The 22,212-nt window shown below is 43.0% G+C and carries 25 protein-coding genes; 10 read left to right on the forward strand and 15 right to left on the reverse strand.

The window, feature by feature from the left end; all coding sequences use genetic code 11:
- Window positions 1-42 precede the first annotated feature (42 nt).
- On the forward strand, window positions 43-1,707 hold the full coding sequence (locus tag ACK8P5_RS21285; protein WP_422658238.1) for a CPBP family intramembrane glutamic endopeptidase: 1,665 nt from the start codon (window positions 43-45) through the stop codon (window positions 1,705-1,707).
- A gap of 111 nt (window positions 1,708-1,818) precedes the next feature.
- Here ACK8P5_RS21285 and uvrC read toward each other — a convergent pair whose 3' ends face one another.
- Together uvrC and trxA are read right to left on the reverse strand one after the other, a co-directional pair.
- Complete coding sequence (gene uvrC, locus ACK8P5_RS21290) at window positions 1,819-3,813, reverse strand: excinuclease ABC subunit UvrC (protein ID WP_422658239.1); 1,995 nt, start codon at window positions 3,811-3,813, stop codon at window positions 1,819-1,821.
- A 110-nt stretch (window positions 3,814-3,923) separates the two neighbouring features.
- Window positions 3,924-4,241, reverse strand: coding sequence for a thioredoxin (gene trxA, locus ACK8P5_RS21295; protein ID WP_208917865.1), 318 nt, complete (start codon window positions 4,239-4,241; stop codon window positions 3,924-3,926).
- A gap of 238 nt (window positions 4,242-4,479) precedes the next feature.
- On the opposite strand from trxA, the gene ACK8P5_RS21300 reads away from it, so the two are divergent.
- On the forward strand, window positions 4,480-4,635 hold the full coding sequence (locus ACK8P5_RS21300; RefSeq protein WP_422658240.1) for a YqzM family protein: 156 nt from the start codon (window positions 4,480-4,482) through the stop codon (window positions 4,633-4,635).
- 101 nt (window positions 4,636-4,736) lie between these two features.
- Here the strand turns inward: ACK8P5_RS21300 and dnaI are convergent, their stop codons facing one another.
- From dnaI to ACK8P5_RS21315, 3 genes are all read right to left on the reverse strand, one after another.
- Window positions 4,737-5,690, reverse strand: a complete 954-nt coding sequence (gene dnaI, locus ACK8P5_RS21305; protein WP_422658241.1) for a primosomal protein DnaI — start codon at window positions 5,688-5,690, stop codon at window positions 4,737-4,739.
- A 35-nt stretch (window positions 5,691-5,725) separates the two neighbouring features.
- Window positions 5,726-7,234 carry a helicase DnaB gene (locus ACK8P5_RS21310; protein ID WP_422658242.1) on the reverse strand — a complete coding sequence of 503 codons (1,509 nt, stop codon included), beginning with the start codon at window positions 7,232-7,234 and terminating at the stop codon, window positions 5,726-5,728.
- 185 nt (window positions 7,235-7,419) lie between these two features.
- Window positions 7,420-7,719 (reverse strand): YuiB family protein, encoded by a 300-nt coding sequence (locus ACK8P5_RS21315; protein WP_422658243.1) that lies wholly within the window; start codon window positions 7,717-7,719, stop codon window positions 7,420-7,422.
- 251 nt (window positions 7,720-7,970) lie between these two features.
- Here ACK8P5_RS21315 and hemQ point away from each other — a divergent pair, with 251 nt between their 5' ends.
- Window positions 7,971-8,720, forward strand: coding sequence for a hydrogen peroxide-dependent heme synthase (gene hemQ, locus ACK8P5_RS21320; RefSeq protein WP_422658244.1), 750 nt, complete (start codon window positions 7,971-7,973; stop codon window positions 8,718-8,720).
- A 53-nt stretch (window positions 8,721-8,773) separates the two neighbouring features.
- Here the strand turns inward: hemQ and ACK8P5_RS21325 are convergent, their stop codons facing one another.
- Both ACK8P5_RS21325 and ACK8P5_RS21330 read right to left on the reverse strand, forming a co-directional pair.
- Window positions 8,774-9,022, reverse strand: a complete 249-nt coding sequence (locus ACK8P5_RS21325) for a hypothetical protein (protein ID WP_422658245.1) — start codon at window positions 9,020-9,022, stop codon at window positions 8,774-8,776.
- Window positions 9,023-10,213 (reverse strand): NAD(P)/FAD-dependent oxidoreductase, encoded by a 1,191-nt coding sequence (locus ACK8P5_RS21330; RefSeq protein ID WP_422658246.1) that lies wholly within the window; start codon window positions 10,211-10,213, stop codon window positions 9,023-9,025. It lies immediately after the preceding gene.
- Window positions 10,214-10,636: 423 nt separating this feature from the next.
- Between ACK8P5_RS21330 and ACK8P5_RS21335 the strand changes: the two genes are divergently transcribed.
- Window positions 10,637-11,638, forward strand: a complete 1,002-nt coding sequence (locus ACK8P5_RS21335) for an NAD(P)/FAD-dependent oxidoreductase (protein WP_422658247.1) — start codon at window positions 10,637-10,639, stop codon at window positions 11,636-11,638.
- A gap of 158 nt (window positions 11,639-11,796) precedes the next feature.
- Here ACK8P5_RS21335 and ACK8P5_RS21340 read toward each other — a convergent pair whose 3' ends face one another.
- Both ACK8P5_RS21340 and ACK8P5_RS21345 read right to left on the reverse strand, forming a co-directional pair.
- Window positions 11,797-11,940 (reverse strand): sporulation histidine kinase inhibitor Sda, encoded by a 144-nt coding sequence (locus tag ACK8P5_RS21340; protein WP_152669237.1) that lies wholly within the window; start codon window positions 11,938-11,940, stop codon window positions 11,797-11,799.
- Window positions 11,941-12,234: 294 nt separating this feature from the next.
- Complete coding sequence (locus tag ACK8P5_RS21345) at window positions 12,235-12,897, reverse strand: YheC/YheD family protein (RefSeq protein WP_422658248.1); 663 nt, start codon at window positions 12,895-12,897, stop codon at window positions 12,235-12,237.
- A 229-nt stretch (window positions 12,898-13,126) separates the two neighbouring features.
- On the opposite strand from ACK8P5_RS21345, the gene ACK8P5_RS21350 reads away from it, so the two are divergent.
- The 3 genes from ACK8P5_RS21350 (at window position 13,127) to ACK8P5_RS21360 (ending at window position 14,798) form a co-directional block, all read left to right on the forward strand.
- Window positions 13,127-13,333, forward strand: coding sequence for a hypothetical protein (locus ACK8P5_RS21350; RefSeq protein ID WP_422658249.1), 207 nt, complete (start codon window positions 13,127-13,129; stop codon window positions 13,331-13,333).
- A gap of 122 nt (window positions 13,334-13,455) precedes the next feature.
- Complete coding sequence (locus ACK8P5_RS21355) at window positions 13,456-13,782, forward strand: hypothetical protein (protein WP_422658250.1); 327 nt, start codon at window positions 13,456-13,458, stop codon at window positions 13,780-13,782.
- A gap of 290 nt (window positions 13,783-14,072) precedes the next feature.
- Window positions 14,073-14,798: a hypothetical protein gene (locus tag ACK8P5_RS21360; RefSeq protein ID WP_422658251.1), complete on the forward strand. Its 726-nt coding sequence runs from the start codon at window positions 14,073-14,075 to the stop codon at window positions 14,796-14,798.
- Window positions 14,799-15,062: 264 nt separating this feature from the next.
- Here ACK8P5_RS21360 and ACK8P5_RS21365 read toward each other — a convergent pair whose 3' ends face one another.
- Entirely contained in the window at window positions 15,063-15,422 is a 360-nt protein-coding gene (locus ACK8P5_RS21365) for a HesB/IscA family protein (protein ID WP_422658252.1), read from the reverse strand.
- Window positions 15,423-15,754: 332 nt separating this feature from the next.
- Here ACK8P5_RS21365 and mqnE point away from each other — a divergent pair, with 332 nt between their 5' ends.
- Both mqnE and ACK8P5_RS21375 read left to right on the forward strand, forming a co-directional pair.
- Window positions 15,755-16,861, forward strand: a complete 1,107-nt coding sequence (gene mqnE, locus ACK8P5_RS21370) for an aminofutalosine synthase MqnE (RefSeq protein WP_422658253.1) — start codon at window positions 15,755-15,757, stop codon at window positions 16,859-16,861.
- A gap of 84 nt (window positions 16,862-16,945) precedes the next feature.
- A complete protein-coding gene (locus tag ACK8P5_RS21375; protein ID WP_422658254.1) occupies window positions 16,946-18,004 on the forward strand; it encodes an NAD(P)/FAD-dependent oxidoreductase in 1,059 nt (352 codons plus the stop codon).
- Window positions 18,005-18,012: 8 nt separating this feature from the next.
- Here the strand turns inward: ACK8P5_RS21375 and ACK8P5_RS21380 are convergent, their stop codons facing one another.
- Window positions 18,013-18,243 (reverse strand): YuzB family protein, encoded by a 231-nt coding sequence (locus ACK8P5_RS21380; protein WP_422658255.1) that lies wholly within the window; start codon window positions 18,241-18,243, stop codon window positions 18,013-18,015.
- An 81-nt stretch (window positions 18,244-18,324) separates the two neighbouring features.
- Between ACK8P5_RS21380 and ACK8P5_RS21385 the strand changes: the two genes are divergently transcribed.
- A complete protein-coding gene (locus ACK8P5_RS21385; protein ID WP_208917847.1) occupies window positions 18,325-18,570 on the forward strand; it encodes a NifU family protein in 246 nt (81 codons plus the stop codon).
- 89 nt (window positions 18,571-18,659) lie between these two features.
- On the opposite strand, the gene ACK8P5_RS21390 is transcribed toward ACK8P5_RS21385, so the two are convergent.
- From ACK8P5_RS21390 to ACK8P5_RS21405, 4 genes are all read right to left on the reverse strand, one after another.
- Window positions 18,660-19,433 carry an SDR family oxidoreductase gene (locus ACK8P5_RS21390; protein WP_422658256.1) on the reverse strand — a complete coding sequence of 258 codons (774 nt, stop codon included), beginning with the start codon at window positions 19,431-19,433 and terminating at the stop codon, window positions 18,660-18,662.
- 143 nt (window positions 19,434-19,576) lie between these two features.
- The gene (locus ACK8P5_RS21395) at window positions 19,577-20,389 is read right to left on the reverse strand and encodes a MetQ/NlpA family ABC transporter substrate-binding protein (RefSeq protein WP_422661538.1); all 813 of its coding nucleotides are present in this window, start codon (window positions 20,387-20,389) and stop codon (window positions 19,577-19,579) included.
- A 53-nt stretch (window positions 20,390-20,442) separates the two neighbouring features.
- Window positions 20,443-21,111 carry a methionine ABC transporter permease gene (locus ACK8P5_RS21400; protein WP_422658257.1) on the reverse strand — a complete coding sequence of 223 codons (669 nt, stop codon included), beginning with the start codon at window positions 21,109-21,111 and terminating at the stop codon, window positions 20,443-20,445.
- The gene (locus ACK8P5_RS21405; protein WP_422658258.1) at window positions 21,111-22,127 is read right to left on the reverse strand and encodes a methionine ABC transporter ATP-binding protein; all 1,017 of its coding nucleotides are present in this window, start codon (window positions 22,125-22,127) and stop codon (window positions 21,111-21,113) included. Before ACK8P5_RS21405 ends, ACK8P5_RS21400 begins: the two co-directional genes overlap by 1 nt.
- Between the last annotated feature and the right edge of the window lie 85 nt (window positions 22,128-22,212).

Here is a 22,212-nt window from a genome sequence, read left to right on the forward strand (position 1 = left end):
TAATCTAATTGATAACTCGCTAATGCCAAAAGGAGGAATGACATGAATAAAGCAGGACACCCTCTTCATCTTAAATCTGACAAACAACCATTGGTACTACTTGGAATTATTGGTCTCATTCTATTTCTCATCTTTCAGGTCTTTCCATCCACAGCCTCTATTTCATCCGAGGTCAAAACACCCGAAATGATCACCAAGGAGGCAGCCATCAGTGCTGCTGAAAGATTCGCACAAGAACATCTGCAGTATAGTAGGACTTCTTCCACTGACAAACCTCTCGTTACATATCAATCCAGATCTGATGTTTATGGATATCTATCTAAAGAGAATTTGCTCCGCGAATACAATAAAAAGTTTGAGAGCAAATACCCCTATGATGTCTTTCGAGTTCGGTTAGTGCAAGCTGATGGAGTAGCCCTAAACGTAGACGTCCATATGCAGAATGCTAGTGTAGCAGGGTTTTCTTATGATCTGCCTGACTCTAGTTATGAAGGTGCCCTCCTGCAAAAAGGTGACGTCCGCAATCAGATGCTTCGTTTAATCGAAGGAGAGATGTCACTGACTGAAAAGATGTCACTAGCTGAGCCTTGGCTAGAGAGAGAAGGATATAGTCTATCCAACCTGAAACAGATCACCAAAGAAGGGGAGCCTGGACTGATATATCAAGACCCCGAAGCTAAGATTGGGAGTTCACAGCTCCAGCTGAAATTCTCCTTCGAGGATAATCAACTTCGTTCCTATGAACCTGTATTTTCGGTTCCGAAGGACCACACAGCCTATGTAGAGAAACAGACACTAAACGCAACGCTGCTCACTCTACTGGGATATGGTTTATTCACGCTAATCTTGGGGATCTTAGCCATTGTATACAGTGTAAAAACGAAAGCTCACACATCATTTAAACGTGGTATCTTTCTTGCCGTGTTCCTGTTTGTTATTCAGATGCTGAATACCTACAACCTAATTCCCGTCTTCCAAGCGGAAGGTATGTCAGATGCCGGTATCATGGGTATGATGATTTTTTATGCCGTATATTCTCTTGTATTCTCAGCACTCTTGTACTTCTCTCTTGTTGGAGGAAGCGGACTATGGCGTAAGGAAGATGGACTGAATCCTTGGCCACGCGCAAGCGAAGCCGGGTATGGTTCTTACGTGCTAGAGAGCATGAAACTAGGATATATATGGGCATGTATTTTGCTCGGAGCTCAGTCTTTGATCTTTATAGGATTGAATTTCACACTCCACACCTGGTCTACAACAGATGCCTCACAATCACCTTATAACATGCTCTATCCATGGCTCTTTCCATTGATGGCGTGGCTGGCGGGAATATCCGAAGAGGCAGTATACCGTCTGTTCGGGATCAAAATGGTTAAAAAAATCGTACGAAACACATTTGTGGCAAGTCTGATTACTTCCACTATTTGGGCTCTCGGACATACTTTATATCCGATCTATCCGGTCATTTCAAGACCGATTGAGCTCATTATCATCGGACTCATGTTCAGTTACATCTTCTTACGATATGGATACTTAACTTCGGTATTTGCCCATGTTGTGTTCAACAGTATTCTGATGGGCTTCAGCCTCATGATGATGAATGATCCATTCAACCTAGGAATGGGCATCTTCTACATCATTCTGCCGGCCATCGTTGGTTATGTAATCTATAAATTCAATAAATCAAGAGTAGCTAAAACGATCTAACCAATTCCCTTCATTAATTTGGCAACAAAAAAACGGCTTCTCGTCCATCTTCTGGATGAAAGCCGTTTTTCTTATGTCATTACAATCAAGTTATAAGAAGAAGTCCTTTATTTACGACTCCTCATCACGCAGTGCCTTCAATATTTCTTTAGCCAGTTTATCGCCTATGGACAGAGGACGGAAATCATCAATGGTAGCTTCTTTTATCTTTTTGATGGATCCAAAATGCTTCAACAGCATCTTTCGGCGTTTCTCTCCTATGCCTGGGATGGAATCCAGCTTCGAAGTCACCATCGACTTCCCGCGTTGTTCCCGGTGGAACGAGATCGCGAATCGGTGAACTTCATCTTGTATACGCTGAAGCAAGTAGAACTCTTGGCTGTCACGTGGCAGTGCCACCGGCTCCGGTGGGTCCCCAACCATCAGCTGTGCTGTCTTATGCTTCGCATCCTTCACAAGCCCGCAGACAGGAATAAACAAGCCTAGCTCATTCTCCAGAACATCCACAGCTGCTGAAATCTGTCCCTTGCCTCCATCCACCACAATCAGATCAGGCATCGTTAGATTTTCCTTAAGCACCCGTTCATATCTACGGCGAATAACTTCTCGCATCGTTCCATAATCATCCGGACCTTGTACAGATCGTATCTTATATTTCCGGTATTCTTTTCGCTCTGGCTTCCCGTCGATAAATACGACCATAGCAGAGACAGGATTCGTTCCTTGAATGTTCGAGTTATCAAACGCCTCAATTCGGTGTAGCGTATCGAGACCGATAACCTCTCCTAGATTAGCAGCAGCAATCGTTGTCCGTTCTTCATCTCGCTCAATCAGTCTAAACTTCTCATCCAGCGATACCTTTGCATTTTGTGCAGCCATCCCAACCATTTGCCGCTTCAGCCCTCTTTGCGGTACATGAACCTTCACACCAATCCATTCCTGCAGAGCAGCAGCTCCACCAGCAGCGTCCACCGTTCCTGCTCCCTCACCAAGGAAGTCTTCGGCAGGTTTGGAGGATTCAGCCTTAGGATTACCTTCCGATTCAGATACAGCAGGTTCCTTAATCTCCTCAGAGGTCACTGCTTCGCTCTCCGTAACGGGCGAAGAGACTTCATCTTGGTCCATATCATCAGACGAAGGGCCTGGCAGAAGAATTTCCTGAGGAAGAGCTGGGTTCTCACTGTAATACTGCGCTACAAAGGACATAAAATCACTGTACGCTTCTCCATAATACGGAAACACAGATGCATTTCGCTGGACCATTTTCCCTTGACGCATATACAGAATTTGAACACACATCCAGCCTTTATCTACAGCAAAACCAAACACATCTCGATCCTTCGTATCCGTCGTCGTAATCTTCTGTTTCTCCATAATGGCATCAATATGCATAATCTGATCTCGAAGCTCTTTTGCCCGCTCAAAATACAGCTCTTCTGCCGCCTCCTGCATTTTACGCTGGAGCTCTTTTTTCACTTCTTCGTGTCCACCACTTAGAAATGAACTGATCTCTCGAGTAATCTCCTCATAAGCAGATTGAGGAACTTCTTTTACACAGGGTGCCATACACTGACCCATATGGTAGTATAGGCAGACTTCCTTCGGCATTACACCGCATTTACGCAAAGGATACATGCGATCAAGCAGCTTCTTCGTCTGTTGTGCTGCATAGGCATTCGGATAGGGTCCGAAATATTTAGCTTTATCTTTAAGCACCCGCCGGGTCACTTCAAGCCGTGGGTGCGCTTCATTCGTAATTTTTAAATAGGGGTATGTCTTATCATCTTTCAGGAGCACATTATAACGAGGCTGGTGTGTCTTAATCAGGTTACACTCCAGAATTAGAGCCTCCATATTGCTGCCTGTAACAATGTATTCAAAATCGCGAATTTCAGAAACAAGTCGCTGGGTCTTTCCATCATGACTGCCCGTAAAATAGGATCTAACCCGATTCTTGAGTACCTTGGCCTTACCTACATATATAATTGTTCCTTCACTATTCTTCATCAAATAACAACCTGGCAGATCGGGTAATAGAGCAAGCTTATTTCGGATTTTCTCCATTGCCTTTTCCTGTTCCAGATGTTTCTTCGCGAAATCTTCCATCCTTCTACTCCTCTCCAAGGAGATATGATTCAAAACCACACAAAGCGCCTCCGGTATAAACCGAAGGCGCTATATGGGTACAAGTTCATCCTATATAAATAGATGCTTGCTTATTGATGTTTGGCAATAATGCCTTTCAACGCTTCTTTGGAGTTTAGTCCAACAACTTTATCGACAGGTTGGCCGTCTTTAAAGAAGATCAGTGTTGGGATACTCATCACGCCGAAACGGGAAGCAGATTCAGGATTCTCATCTACATTCACCTTCGCGATTTTCACATCATCACCGAGTTCTTGGGACAGTTCGTCCAGAATCGGAGCAAGCATTTTACAAGGACCGCACCAAGGCGCCCAAAAATCAACTACAACCGTTCCTTGACCTTCCACTTCGTTAGTAAAGGTTTGGTCGGATACATTGACGATAGCCATGAGTTTCTCCTCCTTATAGGAAAGTCACATTATGTGCTTAAACTATTATGTCTAAGCTAACCACTATAGTATACCACATCCTTATCCGAGAAGTGAAACGGGTATTCCTTTCCAATTGGAATGTTAAGCCAATCTTTACAAATGAATTAACCTTTGGGTATACTACAAGTAACAAGCTGGGTGATGATGTCAATGATGTCAATCACACGGTAGTTGATCTTTTGAGGAGGCAGGCACCATGGATGTTAACGTGCGCGCAATGGATCCTCGGGAGCATATTAATGAAGAACCACGTAATGATTTTGGCGATTTAATGTTGGGCTTTACGGGCATGTTCGGCTTTATGTTCGTCCTATTCTTCGCTATGGTTATTATTAAGTTCATCGTTGGCTAATGCTCCTCTGAGCTCGCAGGAAACCAAAAAAGTCTGATCTCTCGCCAAAGCGGCGTGTTGATCAGACTTTTTTCATAGATAAATAATTTATTTCAATAGAGTTATACTTTTCCTCGATGGTTCTCACCGTATAATTGAACAGCATCCACAAATGGAGAAATTCGATTCATTAAACGCTGTCCTTTATGCGCCTCTTCCCCATCCTTACTTGTAAAGCTAAGATGTCTTTCGAGCCCATCGAGTGGATAATTGGAAGTATAGAAGGTCGGCTTACGATTCATTCGGTAATTAAGAATAGCCCCCAGTACATGATCTCGAACCCAAGGGCTCAAGTTCTCTGCACCAATATCATCGAAGATGAGTAGGTCACAATTCTTCATCGTGTCCACCGTTTCTTTGAGCTTGCTATTATCCGTCATCATCGACTTCAGATCTTCAACGAAATCCGGCATATACACGATGACTCCAGTATATCCTTCCTTCGCCAGCTCATGGAGCATATAACACATTAAAAAAGTCTTTCCTGTCCCGAATGATCCTGATAAATATAAGCCTCGTGGAGATAATCCGTTCTCTTTCGTATTCCGAATATATCGGAACACTTGATGTACCGCTGGAGCGCGAAGACGATCTTTCGCCATAATCTCAACTTCATTGTATCCTTCATTCAGTGCACGTTCATCCAGATAAAAGCTGCGAACCCGTTTACGGATCTGGTCCTCATTATCTTTGGCAATCTTTAAGGAACAAGGAGCTTTACGTTCATAGATCTCCATCGACCCATTCAAGCTCTGAACATCCAGCTTGCTAAAGTGACCTTGAAAATCATTCGGACAAAGGTCAAGTCCCGGACAATTCTTACAGTTCTCATGATCACCAACATATTGATATAAGCGGCTTAGATTCGTTCGCAATACCCGATCATCAAGCTCCGGGTGCTCAGCCCGAAGGCTAAGAATAAGTGGATGATGTAGCAAATTTTCAGCAATCTCCTCTGAACGACGACGAAACGCTGGACTTTTCATGCTATCCAGCAATTGACCAAGAGAATCCACGTAGTCACCTTCCTTTCACAAGAAGCGGGCAATGATTATCCGCCTCTCTTCTTACTCGCCTGCATCTCTTCCGCAAGCCTCAGCATTTCCTCATATTCTTCTTCTGTTACGACTTCACCCTGAGCAGATTCAAGCGCTACAGGAATATCCGGCTTCACCTTGCCTCCCTTGGCGTATGAACGCGTGCGAGAAGCGGCGGCAGCTTGCTTGCCCTTCATCTTGGCTTGATCGCGAATATATTGCACAGCCTTCTCATAGCTGTTAACCTGCTTCAGCAGCATATTGGAAGCGATGGCCTCCACAAAATTTCGGTTGATCCGTTGGTCTCCACCAGCTGCAATCAACGACATTAAGTAATGAATTAGTACATTGATCACTTCGCCTGGAAGCTTATAGCTAAGGTCGATCTTCTCAAACATCTCCATGAAATGCACAGGTACTGAACCCGGAAAAAAAGTCTGGAGCAATTTTGTATAAGGCTCATTGCGAAGCATCATATTATATTGGTGGATATCACATTTGGATTGAAATTGAACCGGGACCTCTACATAGTACTCCATCTGTACTGCGTGCTCCTCAGCAGGAATATCCGGATCCGTATTCAGTTCTTGATGCAGAGCCACAACCTTACCGGCTGTGATCTGTCTTTTCTCTTGCATCTTCATCCCTTGACGGAAATGAAGGCTTGCTCTGTGCTGGAGCTCATCCAGTAACACTTCACCTTGACTTGAGAAAATATCATCTTCATCCAGCAGGCGGCATAAATCCTGTACACTGAGCTCATATTTACGTACAACATAATTCACAATACCTAGCTGTTCGTGATCGTACCTAAGACGTTCTACGAACACCCGGTTCTTAGATTCACGTGGGAAACGCAAGATAATATCCGAATAATTAAGCCCTTCACCCTGTGGAACTACCGGCTGTATCACAGGATTTCGCGGCGGTTCGACCTCGGTTAAAGCTTGCTCTAGTTCATAATCGATCACATGGGTATTCAGTTCAAATATATCGTAAAACGGAACTGAAATATTTTCTTTATTTAGTGATATTCCAGACCATTCCTGCGGCTCTTTACTCCATAGTTGTTCACGTAACGACATAACGGCAAATTTGCCAACCTTGTCACGCAGCAGCAGTGTCAGATGCTGTGTATTGAAGAACTCGGAAGGAGACAACGGTGTCTGAAGTTCGTATTCATAAATATAATCGTCTGTCTCCGGAACATACATGCGGCTAGTCTGGAGCAGGCCAACGGCCTCTAGCTTCGATGTCTGTTCTATCAAATATTTACGGCCTTTTTCACTTGGCTCAAGACCTAACGTTAAAAATAAACGGCGCTGCTGTTCGATCGCTGAATATCCTACTTTCTCCATAGGAACATGCATAACCAGGAGACGGTAAAAACTAATCGCAAAAGCACCTACCATCGGCTGATAAATGGAAATAAGCATTTTGTCATCCAAACTACTTAGGCAGAAGTCGCGGTATACGCAGTAACGGTGATTTTCAGTGAAATGTAAAAAGTTAGTCATGCGCATCGTGATTGCTCCTCCCTGTCGTCTTAAAATAGACTTCCTCTATTCTATCATAAAAAGGACTTCCTTAAATCTGTTTCATAGAGCAAAATTTCTGGAATAAACGGTCATGATTGAGAGGAGCAACAAAAACGACCCACCCGTGTTTGGGAGAGCCGCCGATGCCGATATAAGTGCGAAGTAAATATTTAAAACATTTTAAACCCTCTAACACGTAAGGTATGAATGGCCCAGCCGCTCAAAAATGCACCTGCCAGACCAGCTACTCCTGTCAGATAATCTACCAGTTGGAAGGAGCTGATATGCGCCCAAAGTGTCGCCTCATCTCGGTTCCACAAGCTATAAACTACAGCTGGCAATATGACGATCACGAACAAGTAGCAGGGAAACCAGGTGGTTTTCATCAACATATTGAGGATAAAACCGATACCAAACATCATGACAAAAAATAAAATCATCAATACTAGCACGGGAATAAACTGCAGCATTGTCGCCAATTCACCTCTTCTTCGTCACCATCACAATTCGCGGCTTCCTCTGACTATGAAGAAAAGCACACGATAGGCGGGCTAGTAGATAGTGTACTAAAAAAAATGTCACATATCAACGAACATTCGGTGAATAGATTGTGTCAGCGTTTGCCCTTATCGCAGTCGTTAGATACAATGAAGGAAGATGAAGCAAGCGGTTTCTCCGTTTGTGTGCTAGATATGCAAGAATACATTTTAGGGGTGATCCTATGAACGAAGCCGCAATGACGCTTGAGGGCTGGTATGCACTACATGATTTTCGTTCTATCAATTGGCCGGCCTGGAAGGCTGCGGATGACGAGGAACGCGCTGTAGCATTGGACGAGCTGCACGATTTCCTTAATGAATGGAATCAAATTGAAGAATCTAAACAAGGTAGTACTGCAATCTACACCATCATTGGGCAAAAGGCAGACATTGTATTCATGCATTTGCGTGAAACACTAGAAGAACTGAATGCAATTGAAAATGCATTTAATAAAACAACTTTCGCTCAATATACAACGAAAGCATATTCCTACGTCAGCGTTGTCGAACTCAGCAACTATTTAGCAGGTTCCTCAGAAGGTGATCCTATGGAGAATCCACATGTGATTGCTCGTCTGAAACCTGTGCTTCCTAAATCGAAACACATCTGTTTCTATCCAATGAATAAGAAACGTGATTTGAGTGACAACTGGTATATGCTTAGTATGGAAGAAAGACGCTCTATGATGAAAAGCCACGGGATGATTGGCCGAGGCTATGCGGGTAAAGTGAAGCAGATTATTACAGGGTCCGTTGGTTTTGACGATTGGGAATGGGGAGTTACTCTCTTCGCTGATGATGCACTCCAATTCAAAAAACTCGTTTACGAAATGCGCTTTGATGAAGTGAGCGCCCGCTTCGGTGAGTTCGGTCCATTCTATGTCGGAAATCTGCTAGACCAAGAGGCCTTTGTACAACTGATGAAAGTTTAATAATATAACGAAAAAAATGGACAGCCAAGGTGGGCTGTCCATTTTTATGCTATTTAATCTTCATCTGATTCCTTATCCAAGGATTCCAAATATTCTGCAGTCGCACGATCTCGGGCTCTGCTCTTATCCTTCAACCGCTCAATCGCTGGCAAAATTAATATATCCACTTCTTGCTGGATTGTATATGCCAAATCATATTGTTCCTGAGACTCCAAATAGGAACCGACTTCCATAAGTGCGTTATAACGATCTAGCTCATCACGTGTCAACAGACCCCGAACCTGAACACTGCAGTGTCTCATTTACAAAAACCTTCCCTTTTTCAGGACGAGCGGTATGCCTCCAATAATAAAGAGATACCGCAGGTCAACCAGTTTTTTTAGCTGAGCTGCCTTAAAGCCTTGATATTTCTTATCGCCTACAACGGCAATCCCTTCACCGCGGCCGAGTGAAGCCACTGTGCCCTTGTTATGGAACTCGAATTTCTTCAGTTCCTTGCCACGAATGGCGGCTACAATGTTTTGTGCACAACAAACGCCCTGCTGCATTGCCATTTGTGCAGTTGGTGGATATGGACGTTCACCATTGAATATTAGCGAATTATCTCCAATAATATAGATATTCTCATATCCCGGAGCACGTAAATACTCGTCCACCTTCACACGTCCACGCATCGTTTCGAAACCTGCTGACTCCACCAAACGATTTCCACGAATCCCACCCGTCCAGACAACTGTTGCAGATTTAATCTCTTCACCTGTACTAAGGATAACACCGTTTGGCGTACATTCCTTAATCGCAACACCAAATTTAAACGTTACACCCTTCTTCTGCAGCAATTCAATCGCATAATCCACTAACTCAGGTGCAAAGCCCGGTAAAGCCGATGGTGCAGCCTCAACATTATAGATGTTCACAAGCGCAGGGTCGACATCATACTCTTTACACAATCTAGGGATACGATCAGCTAGCTCAGCCACAAATTCAATACCGCTAAAGCCCGCCCCCCCAACAACAAAGTTAATTCGCTCTTGTGGTCTGCGTTCATTCTTATACAGCGCAAATTGATACTCAATATGCTCACGGATTAATCGGACCGAGTTAATACTCCGAATGGACATCGCATACTCCGCTAAGCCTGGGATTCCAAAGGTTTCCGGCTCGCCGCCTAGTCCGATAATTAGATAATCATAGGACAAGGTACCATCTTCCAGGATGACCTTTTTGTCATGGAGACGAATTTCTTGTACAGAAGATTTCACCAGATCAATTTTAAATTCATCGATTAGCTTCGATATAGCAACACGAGTATTCTCAATGCTATCTGTACCTGCTGCTGGCATATGCAAGTGTGTTGTTATGTAATGATAGTCATGTCTGTTCACCAACGTCACATCAGCTTCATTATAATTGAGCTCTTTCTGCAGCCGCTGCGCTGTTAATATGCCACCGTAACCCGCTCCAAGGATTACGATTTTCGGTATGCTGCTCATTGTCCTGCTCCTCCCACCGTACTTCTATATATAGTATGGTTTTAAACTATTGTTTTTTTTGTATAAAACTCTCAAAAAAAAGAGAAGAGCCCTATTTCAGGCCCATTAAATATTACAACATAATCAACCTTCATCTTAAGGATCCAGCCACTTCAATTCATGCTCAAAAAATGTCGAATATCCGCTTTAAAACACAGGTTATCACGTTAATCATATGCATAAACAGATTAAAGATCAAGGATTAATTTTGGCCTAAAAAAAGTTAAGTTCTTTCGTATTATGAGCCGTACAAATAAGAAAGCGCAAACATGTTTATCCTAGGTATTTTGATGGAAATCACGACTTTCTTTGCTGGTTCCAGAAGCTTATAATAGTAAGGAAATGAAATCAGTTGAATCAATACATTACGGAGGTGCTCCCCCCATGACAACAACATCACAAGAACAACCTATGACTGACCTGCTTATTATCGGTGGCGGCCCTGCCGGTATGTTTGCTGCTTTTTACGGCGGCATGCGTCAAGCTTCGGTCAAACTCATTGAGAGTATGCCCCAACTCGGAGGTCAACTGGCTGCTCTTTATCCAGAAAAATATATTTACGACGTAGCTGGCTTCCCCAAGGTTACCGCTCAAGAGCTTGTGAACAACCTCTCCAAGCAGATGGAGTTATTCGACACGGATATTCGGCTTGAGGAGAAAGTCCAATCTGTCGAGAAGCTTGATGAACGGCATTTTGTCGTAAAAACGGATAAAGATGTGCACCACGCCAAGGCGATTATCATTACAGCAGGTGTCGGTGCGTTCGAACCACGCCGTCTTGAAGTCGATAAGGCTGATAAGTTTGAAGAGACTAATCTTCACTACTTTGTAAGCGATCTTAGCCGTTTCCAAGGCAAAAAAGTACTCATCAGCGGCGGCGGAGATTCCGCTGTAGACTGGGCTCTTATGCTTGAACCAATCGCTGAGCAAGTGACGCTCGTTCACCGCCGTGATAAGTTCCGTGCCCATGAGCACAGTGTGGAGAGACTGCTTGCTTCTAAAGTAAACATCGTCACTCCAACGGAGATCGGTGAGCTTCATGGCGATACACACATCACTAAAGTCACACTCTCCCATATCAAAACCAAAGAAACTCAGGAGATTGAAGTGGATGATGTTATCGTCAATTTCGGGTTTGTCTCCTCTCTTGGTCCGATTTCCGAATGGGGAATTGCCATTGAGAATAACTCGATTGTTGTTGATTCCAGAATGGAAACAAGCATCCCAGGTATTTTCGCAGCAGGTGATATCACGACTTACCCGGGTAAAGTGAAACTCATTGCTGTCGGGTTTGGTGAAGCACCTACCGCGATCAACAATGCCAAGGTTTACTTTGACCCTGAAGCACGTCTTGCTCCAGGACACAGTAGCAATATGAAAATATAATGAATTAGAGCGCAACAAAAAAGGTATCTTCTATCCACAACTAAATTCATTAGTGGATACGAGATACCTTTTCTATTAGTGTACGACATTTATATGTAGATGTGCGACTTGATGACATGTCGACGTATCAGTATTTCTTTTATCTATACGTGTACAGACTAGTGCAGGATGCTGATGGAATCGGTGTCTAAGTTCCGTTTATGAATTTCGGCCAACAGTAAAGTAATAAACTCCCGTTCTAGTTTTAGTTCAACAGCCATATGATAGGAATCTAATAACATCTCGTCCGTCAACATAGCCATCACCCTCACACCCTTTCCTCTTTTTCCTAAATCTATCATATCAAACATCATAAAGCGGAACAACTGTTCGCTTATCCACAGCTTATTGTGGAGATCCTGTGTATAATTTGTTGGTAAGTGTTGGAAACTAAGCTACATCAAGGTGGATTGTGGGGATAAATGTTATACACAGGAATTGGTTTAATAAAAACCTAAAAAAAATATTTAATATATTTATCGGAAGATTGCTACTATTTTTTAATTACCCTGCTTTTATTTAATATAAACCTTTATATTGGATATTTTTGGTTTATTTTAACTAGGCCGAGTGTTGACTTCCAGAATCCATATGGCACCTGTATTGTCCAAAGCATAATCAAAACCGAGTTCACCAATGCCGGGAAACCGCTTTTCTAATACAGCGATACAGTTTCGAGTTAACTGCCTCATTTCATTCCGCTTTTGAAAAGAATTAATGTGAGGTAATGATCTTCTAATTGCAGGTCTGCAACGAAGCAGCGTACCTCCTTTACAAAGATTCGTGACGAATAGACCTGGTCTAGCAAGTCGAGCAACCATGGCTCTAAACTCCCAAGACCGCTTTACCTTAACCACTTTCACACGATAGTCCAAAGGACGGCCGTTTATTCGAGCTAAATCAATCCCCTGCTGGATCAAGTATCTTCGTTTCATCCTCAAACCGGACAACACCTGAACGAGTTCAGGGAATGAATGGACAAACCTCGTACGTCCCTTATGGCTGACGTTATAGCCTTCATCGTTATTTTGAATACGTATAACGCCGTTCCCACCTGTTCCCACAACTGGTTTAATGACAACCATATCGTATTGTGAGAGCATCGACATCAGATTATCCTTATCGTATGCTATCGTCTCTGGAATGTACGGGATAATCTGAGGATCGGTCAGCAGCGCTTCCGTTTTTAGCCACTTACTCGCCAACTGTCTTCCCGCCATGCTGCCTACGCCTCCTTTTAATCTAGACATACGTTATACTACTCTAGATCATGGATGGATTCTTGGATGATTGTCCGTGTTAAACTGCCTATTCCTTCCAACATTCCGTTAAACCCCTGTTTCACGAAGGTTATCCCTTTCCAAAGCTATCAATCTATCGTATAGTAAAAAGCAGATATTTAAACCGTCGATATGATTGAATTCATGTGTGAAAAAGGAGGATTTAACCTTGGCAGCTCTGTTTGAGGTGTTGTACTGGATTGCTATGGTCGGCATGTCCATCTCTCTTGTAGCCATAACGGTATTAATTTTTGTTATCGGTTTCAAGTTTATTAAAGACAAACGAAGAGGCCTGGGTGCAGGCTGTATCGCTTTTTCACTGATCGCCGCAGGTATGATTGTGTTTATGCTCAATAAACAATTCTTCTACGCTTGATCTTCGTTATTAGAGACTAAAGAACCCTATTCTACGTAGAATAGGGTTCTTTAGTATAAAAAAATTCCTATTTTTGGTATGATTTATAAATGTAATTAGATGCGTATATGGAGGCGATCATGATGAACATTGAATTCGGTGAATTGGATCAACTTGAGAATAAGCTCAAGCATATTCAAGAAAAGGCAGAGAAGCTCTCTGATATGAAGCAAGAAGTTCATACAGATGAACTGTTCCCAGATTCATTCGTACAAATGTACACATCTGCATCATCATTTGAGGAATTGTTAAAAGGTGCGGGGTATCAAGGCAATAGCCAAGAAGAGTTCGAGCAATTTACAAATAATGACCTTAATGCTTATCTGGCAGAACACTCTAAAATTACGACATGGAAAGACTTCCAGGATAAAGCGGTTGCGGCTTATGTTGCAAGACAATTGGGCCTTTAATGTAATAACAAGAAAAAGACCTCTATAGAAACAATCGCACCAGGCGATTATCTATAAAGGTCTTTAATCCATTACAAAATCAGTTGAAGGTTAGAATCTATAATTAACTTTTTATAAAGTACATCTCCACTATCTTTGAAAAAATGGAATTTTTATAGTTACTCCGCTTTGGTCTTTAAAGATATGCAACCCCTCAGGGCCCTTTTCGAAAGTGATTCCTTCAGATCCTCTCTCCTCAACTAGACGACATTAAAGGGGTAAACGCATACGTTTATAAATAAATAATTAGAATGGAGGGACAATCCACGAGAAATTTTTTTATGATATTAAGTGTTTTTTTAGGGATTATTACACTATCAGCATGTTCAGAGCAAGAAAATGTAAATGAAGCAAGTGATATCTCTTCAATATCCGATGTACGCCGCATACAAAATTTAGAAGAAGCAGTAAGTTACTCGGATCTTGTTGTTATAGGAACGGTAGATAAAGTACATCCGGCGACTAAAAGGAATATGAACGCAGATAAGTCTGATCCATTTTATGCTGTATACACGAACCTAGATATTAAAGTAGATAATATAATTTTGGGGAATATTACTCAGCGTCCTCAGAACATGTTTACAATGAAACAAGCAGGTGGGGTGTACGATGGAATAGAATATGCAACTTACGAACCTATATTAGAAGAAGGAAAAACATATTTATTCTTCTTGGCTACTTTCGATAAATATGGCTTACCAGAAGAACCTTACACATTGGTAGGCACTGATGAAATTGTAGTACCCGTGGAAGAGGGGATCGTAAAATTCAATCCTTCTCTCTATCTTACGAATCGACTTGAAACAAAACAAATTAAGGATAAAAATTCCACTGACCATAATGTTGCTATAAATCTAGATGACGTCATCCCCGAAATTATTAAAATTAATGAATACCTTCCTGAACCAAAATATGATATAGATAATTATCTTCCAGATCCAGTTGATACTGATGTAGATTTAAATAGTCTGAAATAAGTTACACTTTTCCAAAATATAAAACTCCTCAAGCGTAGATAGCTCCTATCTATACTAATGCGCTTCGTGTGCTGTTCTAAAGACATAAAAAACGACCTCCATAACGGCTATTTACCGTCATAAAGGTCGTTATTCACAATCCCAAAACGTCTAATCGCGATTGAGGACTGCGCTTTTATCGATGCAATCCGCAATCATGGCGCCTATGCTTCCGCAAGACTTCCGTTCGTCACATCCGAAACCATTAACGCCAAAACTCCTTTATTAACAAGGCTCCGCGCTCGGATTCCCCGCATCTGTCTTCGTCCGGAAGGAGCTTCCGCAGCCGCAAGTTACGGTAGCATTCGGGTTATGAATGGTAAAACCACCGGTCATGCCGGATTCCTCGAAATCGATCTCAAGACCATTCAAATATTTCATGCTATCCTTGTCGACAACGATCTTCATGTCGGCAATATTCATATATACATCATTTTCCGTCTCGTCGTCATCAAAGCCCATGGCATAGGAAAATCCGCTGCATCCACCGGAAGTGACGCCCAAACGTAGGAACATATTCGGTGTTTCCTGTTCAGCAAGCATTTCTTTCAAGCGCTCTGCTGCAGTATCGCTAATTGAAATCATAGGTCACCCTCCTTTTCGTTCACTTTTCAGTATACTCCACATCGTTCTATCCCTCAAGCGGCTTGCATCCAAAGTCATGCTATATTTACAGCATTCCCTTTTCCTCCTGTTTGTATTGCCCGACCGTTATGTGAGGTTTATAATAGGGAAGGATCGTGCTCAAGTGTTCGATTTCTGTCACATCCGGCAGCCTAAGCTGCCTTTTTGATGTGTTCGGGTTCATAGTTGTATACATTTCACAAAATCCTTTCAAGCGAATCATTCACCAGGACTGATAATTTTATGCATCTTGTATCTTACAGGTACCGCGTGCATAAAGAGGAGGAAAATTTATGAACACCCACTTAAATCCACTAATGGATAAAAGAATGGCCGAGATTGTAGAGAAAGTCCAAAACGGGATCCGTTTAGATCTTGAAGACGGTGTCTACTTATACCAAACCGATGACCTTCTAACCCTAGGACAGCTTGCGAATGCAGCAAACCTACGAAAAAATGGGAAAAAGGTCTATTTTATTGAAAATATGAGTTTATATTTCACGAACGTATGTGAATCCCGCTGTGCTTTCTGTAATTTCCGTAAAGATCAGGGCGAGGAAGGTTCCTATACCCTCTCTGGTCCAGAGATGATCGAATATGTAGAAGAGCATTTCCATCCAGGTATTCGAGAATTCCACATTGTTGGTGGTCATAATCAACATGTTCCTTTCCAGTACTATGTAGATTCACTCAAAGCCCTTAATGAGCGTTTCCCAGAGGTAACTTTAAAGGCTTATACAGCTGCTGAAATCGATTTTTTTACTCGCATCAGTGGTCTTAGTATTAAAGAAGTCCTTCAAGAGTTACAAAAGGCCGGCCTCAAGTCCTTGACTGGTGGTGGCGCAGAAATCTTGTCAGATCATTATCGTCAAAAGATGAAGGTCGATAAAGCGAATGTGGATGAGTATCTAGAAGTGCATCGTACCGCGCATAAGCTTGGCATGAAGACACATACCACGATGCTCTATGGTTCCATCGAGACTCATGAAGATCGTATCCGTCATATGCTTCAAATTCGTGATTTGCAAGACGAGACGAATGGATTTATGGTTTTTATTCCGCTCTCCATGCAGCCGAAGAACAAAAACGCTGGCATCATGCGTCGTAACTCAGCTTACGAGGACCTGAAGACCATTGCGATTAGCCGACTCATGCTGGATAACATCGACCATGTGAAAGCTTATTTCATTAATATAGGCGCTCAACTAACCCAAGTGGCACTTAGCTTCGGGGCATCTGATGTTCACGGCACGATTCTTAAAGAACGTATTAGTCATGCCGCAGGTGCATTAACACCAGAAGGCTTAACCCGCAAAGAGCTAATCTGGCTTATTCAAGGCGCTGGAAGAATTCCGGTTGAACGTGACACGTTCTATAACGAAATTAAGGTATATGAATAACTAGGGTTCCAAATTACGGAAAAAAGGTTAATGGGATGATATAAAGCTCTGCTTTCCGATCTCTCTAGAAAGGAAGACACTTATATGAAAAAACTCGTCATACTCGGCGGAGGCTACGGTGGTCTTGCCTTAATTCAAGAATTATTTAGCAGTTATCTTCCTCCTGACCTGGAAGTCGTACTTGTCGATCGTATGCCTTATCAAGGTCTAAAAACGGAATACTATGCTCTAGCTGCAGGCACTGTTGCAGATACAGCCCTTCGGGTAAAATTCCCACAGTACGATAAGCTCAGCATCCATTACGGAGAAGTTACTTCGATTGACTTAGAGTCGAGACAGGTGCATTTACTCAATGATGATCCCATTGAGTATGATCAACTTGCTATCGCACTGGGCTGTACAGACCGCTATCACGGAGTCCCAGGTGCAGAAGAATTCACCTGCAGTCTGCAATCCTTTTCTGGAGCAAGAGAAACCTACTTACGATTAAATAACCTCAAACCATATGGTCAAGTCCATATCGTTGGTGGTGGATTAAGCGGCATCGAGCTCGCATCGGACTTAAGAGAAAGTCGGCCAGATCTCAATATCGCGATTCTTGACCGAGGAGTTCGTGTTCTCTCCTCATTCCCGAATCGCTTATCTTCATACATTCAGCGCTGGTTCGAGGAACATAATGTAGAAATTTTAAGTGGGGTTTCTGTGTCGAGAGTAGAACAAGATGTGGTCTACAACATGGATCAGCCCATCCCAACCGATATAACCGTCTGGACAGCAGGGATACAACCTGTTTCTGTAGTCCAGCAGATGGATCTGCCTAAAGACCGCAGTGGACGAATTTTATTGAATGAATTTTATCAAGTGCCTTCCTATCCGGAAGTATATGTCATCGGAGACTGTGCCAGCCTCCCGTTTGTGCCTAGTGCCCAAGCAGCAGGTGCCCAAGCCGAACAGATTGGTCATGTATTGAAAGCGCTATGGAGAGATGATACCCCGAAAGTACATCCCTTGAAATTAAAGGGCACACTCGGTTCGCTTGGAAAACATGCAGGCTTTGGTTTAATGGGAAATACCTCTGTAATGGGCCGTGTTCCAAGACTCCTCAAGAGCGGGGTCCTGTGGAAGTCCAAACGCCATTTTTGATCCGTAAATCATTCTTCTTCTATTTCCTTAATTTTCTGAAGAATTGCAATATACAATTCTGCTGCCGTTGCTGCCTCCACGATTTCATCGTTTACCAAGGCAAAAGGTGCTAAGTAGCATTGTCCGCAATTGGTGAGGCAGCCATACTCGACGATTTCGTAAGCCTCCTCAAGGGGCTTTAGAGCTTTATCTGTACCAAAATGAGCGTTACCTGCACAGAATTCAATAATGGGTCGCATAATGAAGTACCTACCTTTAGATTGGCATTTTAATTTACCGGTTTATGTACTATAATATAGGGAGGAAAGGAGTTGAACAAGATGAGCGAAAACGCACAAAGCACCACTTATGATGAAGTGGCTGAAGTGCTCGATAAGCTTCGTCCGTTCCTGCAGCGCGACGGCGGTGACGTGGAGTTGGTCGACGTTGAAGACGGCATCGTAAAGCTGAAATTGGTAGGTGCCTGCGGCAGCTGCCCAAGCTCCACCATTACTTTGAAAGCCGGGATTGAACGTGCCCTGGTTGAAGAGGTAGAAGGCATTCAAGAAGTAGTACAAGTGTTCTAAAAACCATATACAATGTAGAAATAACTCCGCCCTCCCTTCTTTCATGAAGGGAAGGCGGAGTTTCTGCAATATAAGTGGAAATTATTGTCCTATTCAGGAATAATTCGTGGACGAATAGGATCTAAACCTCCGGATATATCCATAATGTTACCTGTTATAAAATCAGACTTCTCCATACATAAATATTCAATAACCCTCGCGATGTCCTCACCACTCCCCGACCTTCCGCGGGGGGTAAGATCATCCGTTATCCCAGATACCTCATCAATCGTCTTTTCCTTATTCGCTCCGCGAATGTCTCCAGGACAGACCATGTTTACCGTGATGCCAAACGGAGCTTCTTCTACAGCCAATGTCTTGGTAAACGAGACAAGTCCCACCTTAGCAGCAGCGTATACTGACCGATGGGGCCATGACCTTGCTTCACCCGCATGTCCGAAACCAAAGTGAATGATTCTTCCCCATTTTCTCTCTCGCATGGAGGGAAGAACGAGGTGGTCAAGTAACATGACTCCGGTTAGGTTGCCATTAATCAGGTGTACAATTTCATTCCGATCATACTGTGAGAATAAACGTCTCTCCCGAATAAATGGTCCAGCATTATTGACTAGAATATCCACAGGGCCAAGCTGCTCTTCTGTCTGCTTCACAAGACTGTACAGCTCTTTTTCCTCAGCAATATCTGCCTTAACTGCAATCACTCGAACACCCATTCTTTCAATCTCTTCCTTAAGCGTATTCGCTTCATCCTTACTGTTTACATAATTTAATGCGATATCACATCCCTGAGCAGCCAGCGTCAAGGCAGTCATTTTCCCAAGTCCTGTTGCACTTCCTGTAATCAACGCCACTTTCCCTTCCAAAGCCTTCCCTCCCCGTACATATACATCTTACTTCAGTATAAAAGATTTAACCTCCCCCCACAACTTGAGCAAATCTATTTTTCAATAATGAACTACGAAAAAAACCCTTGGACTAAACGTCCAAGGGCGAGTGCATAACTCCATTAAAATGCTGGAATTACGGCACCTTTATATTCTTCTTCAATAAACTTCTTCACGTCATCTGAGGTTAAGGCTTTAGCTAACTTCTGAATGGCTTCAGAATCTTTATTATCTGGGCGTGCTACAAGGAGATTGGCATAAGGATTATCTTTATTCTCGATGAAAATAGCATCCTTCATTGGATCAAGGCCAGCTTCAAGCGCATAGTTCGTATTGATGATTGCCATGTCCATCTCATCCAGCATACGAGGCAGCATTGCAGCTTCCACCTCTTTAATATTAAGGTTCTTTGGATTTTCCGTAATATCTTTAACGGTAGCCTCCAGTTTACTCTCATCCTGCAATTTAATTAGACCATTCTGCGCCATTAAAGCAAGCGCACGTCCTGCGTTTGATGGATCATTCGGTATAGCAACTACAGCACCGTCTTGCAGCTCATCCACCGATTTGATTTTCTTAGAGTATGCACCGAGAGGCTCAACATGAACAGCCACAACTGACACCAGATCCATGCCCCGCTTCTTTATTTCACTATCCAAGTATGGCTTGTGTTGAAAAAAGTTAACGTCTAGCTGCTTCTGAGCTACCTGCTGATTCGGAAGCACATAATCTGTAAACTCCACAATCTCAAGCTTTACCCCTTCTTTTTCAAGTGCCGGCTTGATATGCTCCAACATTTGAGAATGGGGCTCAGGTGAAGCACCTACACGTAAAGTCACACTTCCATCGCTTGATTCTGTTGCAGGCTTTTCTCCACAAGCTCCTAACACGGCTACCAATGATAAACTCAGAACTGCTAATGCCCATTTTTTCATCATATGACGCTCCCTTCGAGTCTTGAATTGATTTATATCAAACGTATTTTTCGTTACTTCCTTGTAAAATGTCGTACCATTCGATCTCCTGCCATCTGTAACAGTTGAACCAGCACAATCATAAGGAGGACAGCCACAATCATCACTTCAGTTTCGTAGCGGTAATAACCATACTTAATTGCTAAATCACCAAGTCCGCCTCCACCTACCATACCCGACATTGCGGTATAGGAAACAAGGGTAACGATTGTGATTGTCATGGCAGCAAGTAAGCCTGGTCTTGCTTCGGGAAGCAGCACTCGCCATATCACCTGGCCAGTAGATGATCCCATCGAATGAGCTGCTTCAATCACACCCTTGTCCACCTCATTGAGTGATGTTTCAACTAATCTTGCAAAGAACGGAGCTGCACCAACCACGAGGGGAGGAATCGTGCCAAGCACGCCATAAGACACACCCACAATCGACTTCGTAATCGGAATCATAGCTACAATCAGAATGATAAACGGTACGGAACGAAGGATATTTACCACAAATGACAGAACCCCATATCCAACACGAACCCATCTTGATGAGGATCGGGCTGCCATGTATAACAACACACCAATTGGAAGTCCAATTAGGAATGTAAACAAGGCGGATGATGCCAGCATTTTAAGTGTGTCCAGTATCGCGGTAACAATCTCATCCCAGTTCACTTCAGAAAAATTAAGACCAAACATCAATCCATCACCTCCACATCAAGTCCCTGTTCGAGCAGTCTCTGAATGGTTAGGTCAATCGCTTGCATATCGCCTTCAAATCGAACAATCAACTGACCGTACGGTGTATGTTTAATCGTTGAAATTGTACCTTGTAAGATTGCGAACGCAACTCCGGTTTCACGAACGGTTTGAGAAAGCGTTGATTCATACGTTTTGGAACCGAGAAATGTAATCTTAGCCGCACGGGACGATTCAGCGTGAGGCGCATGAATGGCCAGTTTTAACGCATCCCCACTATCTGTTTCCTTACGGACAAATTCCTGTGTTACTTCATGTTGAGGTTTTAAGAATACTTTAGTAACGGGACCTTCCTCCACTATTCCACCTTGATGAATGACCGCAACACGGTCACAGATTGTCTGGATGACGTGCATTTCGTGAGTAATGAGCACAATCGTTAGATTGAAGCGCTGATTGATGTCGAGCAGCAATCTAAGAATGGAATCGGTTGTCTGTGGATCTAGTGCAGAGGTCGCTTCATCACAGAGCAACACTTCTGGATCGCTCGCAAGTGCCCTTGCAATACCAACCCGTTGTTTCTGTCCGCCAGACAACTGCGAAGGGTATTTGTTACGATGTGCCTCCAGTCCAACAAGTTCTAGAAGCTCATTTACTTTGCGTTCAACCTCAGCCTTCGGTGTCTTAATTAAGCGAAGTGGAAATGCGATATTCTCAAATACCGTTGCAGAAGATAGCAAGTTAAAATGTTGAAAAATCATGCTGATCTTTCGGCGTTCCGCTTGAAGTTGCTTATTGTTAAGAGACGTTAAATTAACTCCATTAACCCAGACCTCACCGGAGGTTGGGCGTTCGAGCAAGTTGATACAACGGATCAATGTACTTTTACCTGCTCCGGAGTGTCCGATAACTCCGAATATTTCACCTTTTTCAATCGACAGATTCAATTCTGACAATGCAGTCGTTAACGTTCCGGCTTTTCCATACTGCTTCGTCAAAGATTTAAGTTCGATCAATCCCAGTTCCTCCTCATACAATTTATCGAATGATACAAAAATAAAAGAGCCCTCTCTTTGCAGAATCAAAAAGGGCCCTCTTTAC

The organism is Paenibacillus sp. EC2-1 (genome assembly GCF_049311625.1).
GTDB lineage: Bacteria > Bacillota > Bacilli > Paenibacillales > Paenibacillaceae > Paenibacillus_AQ.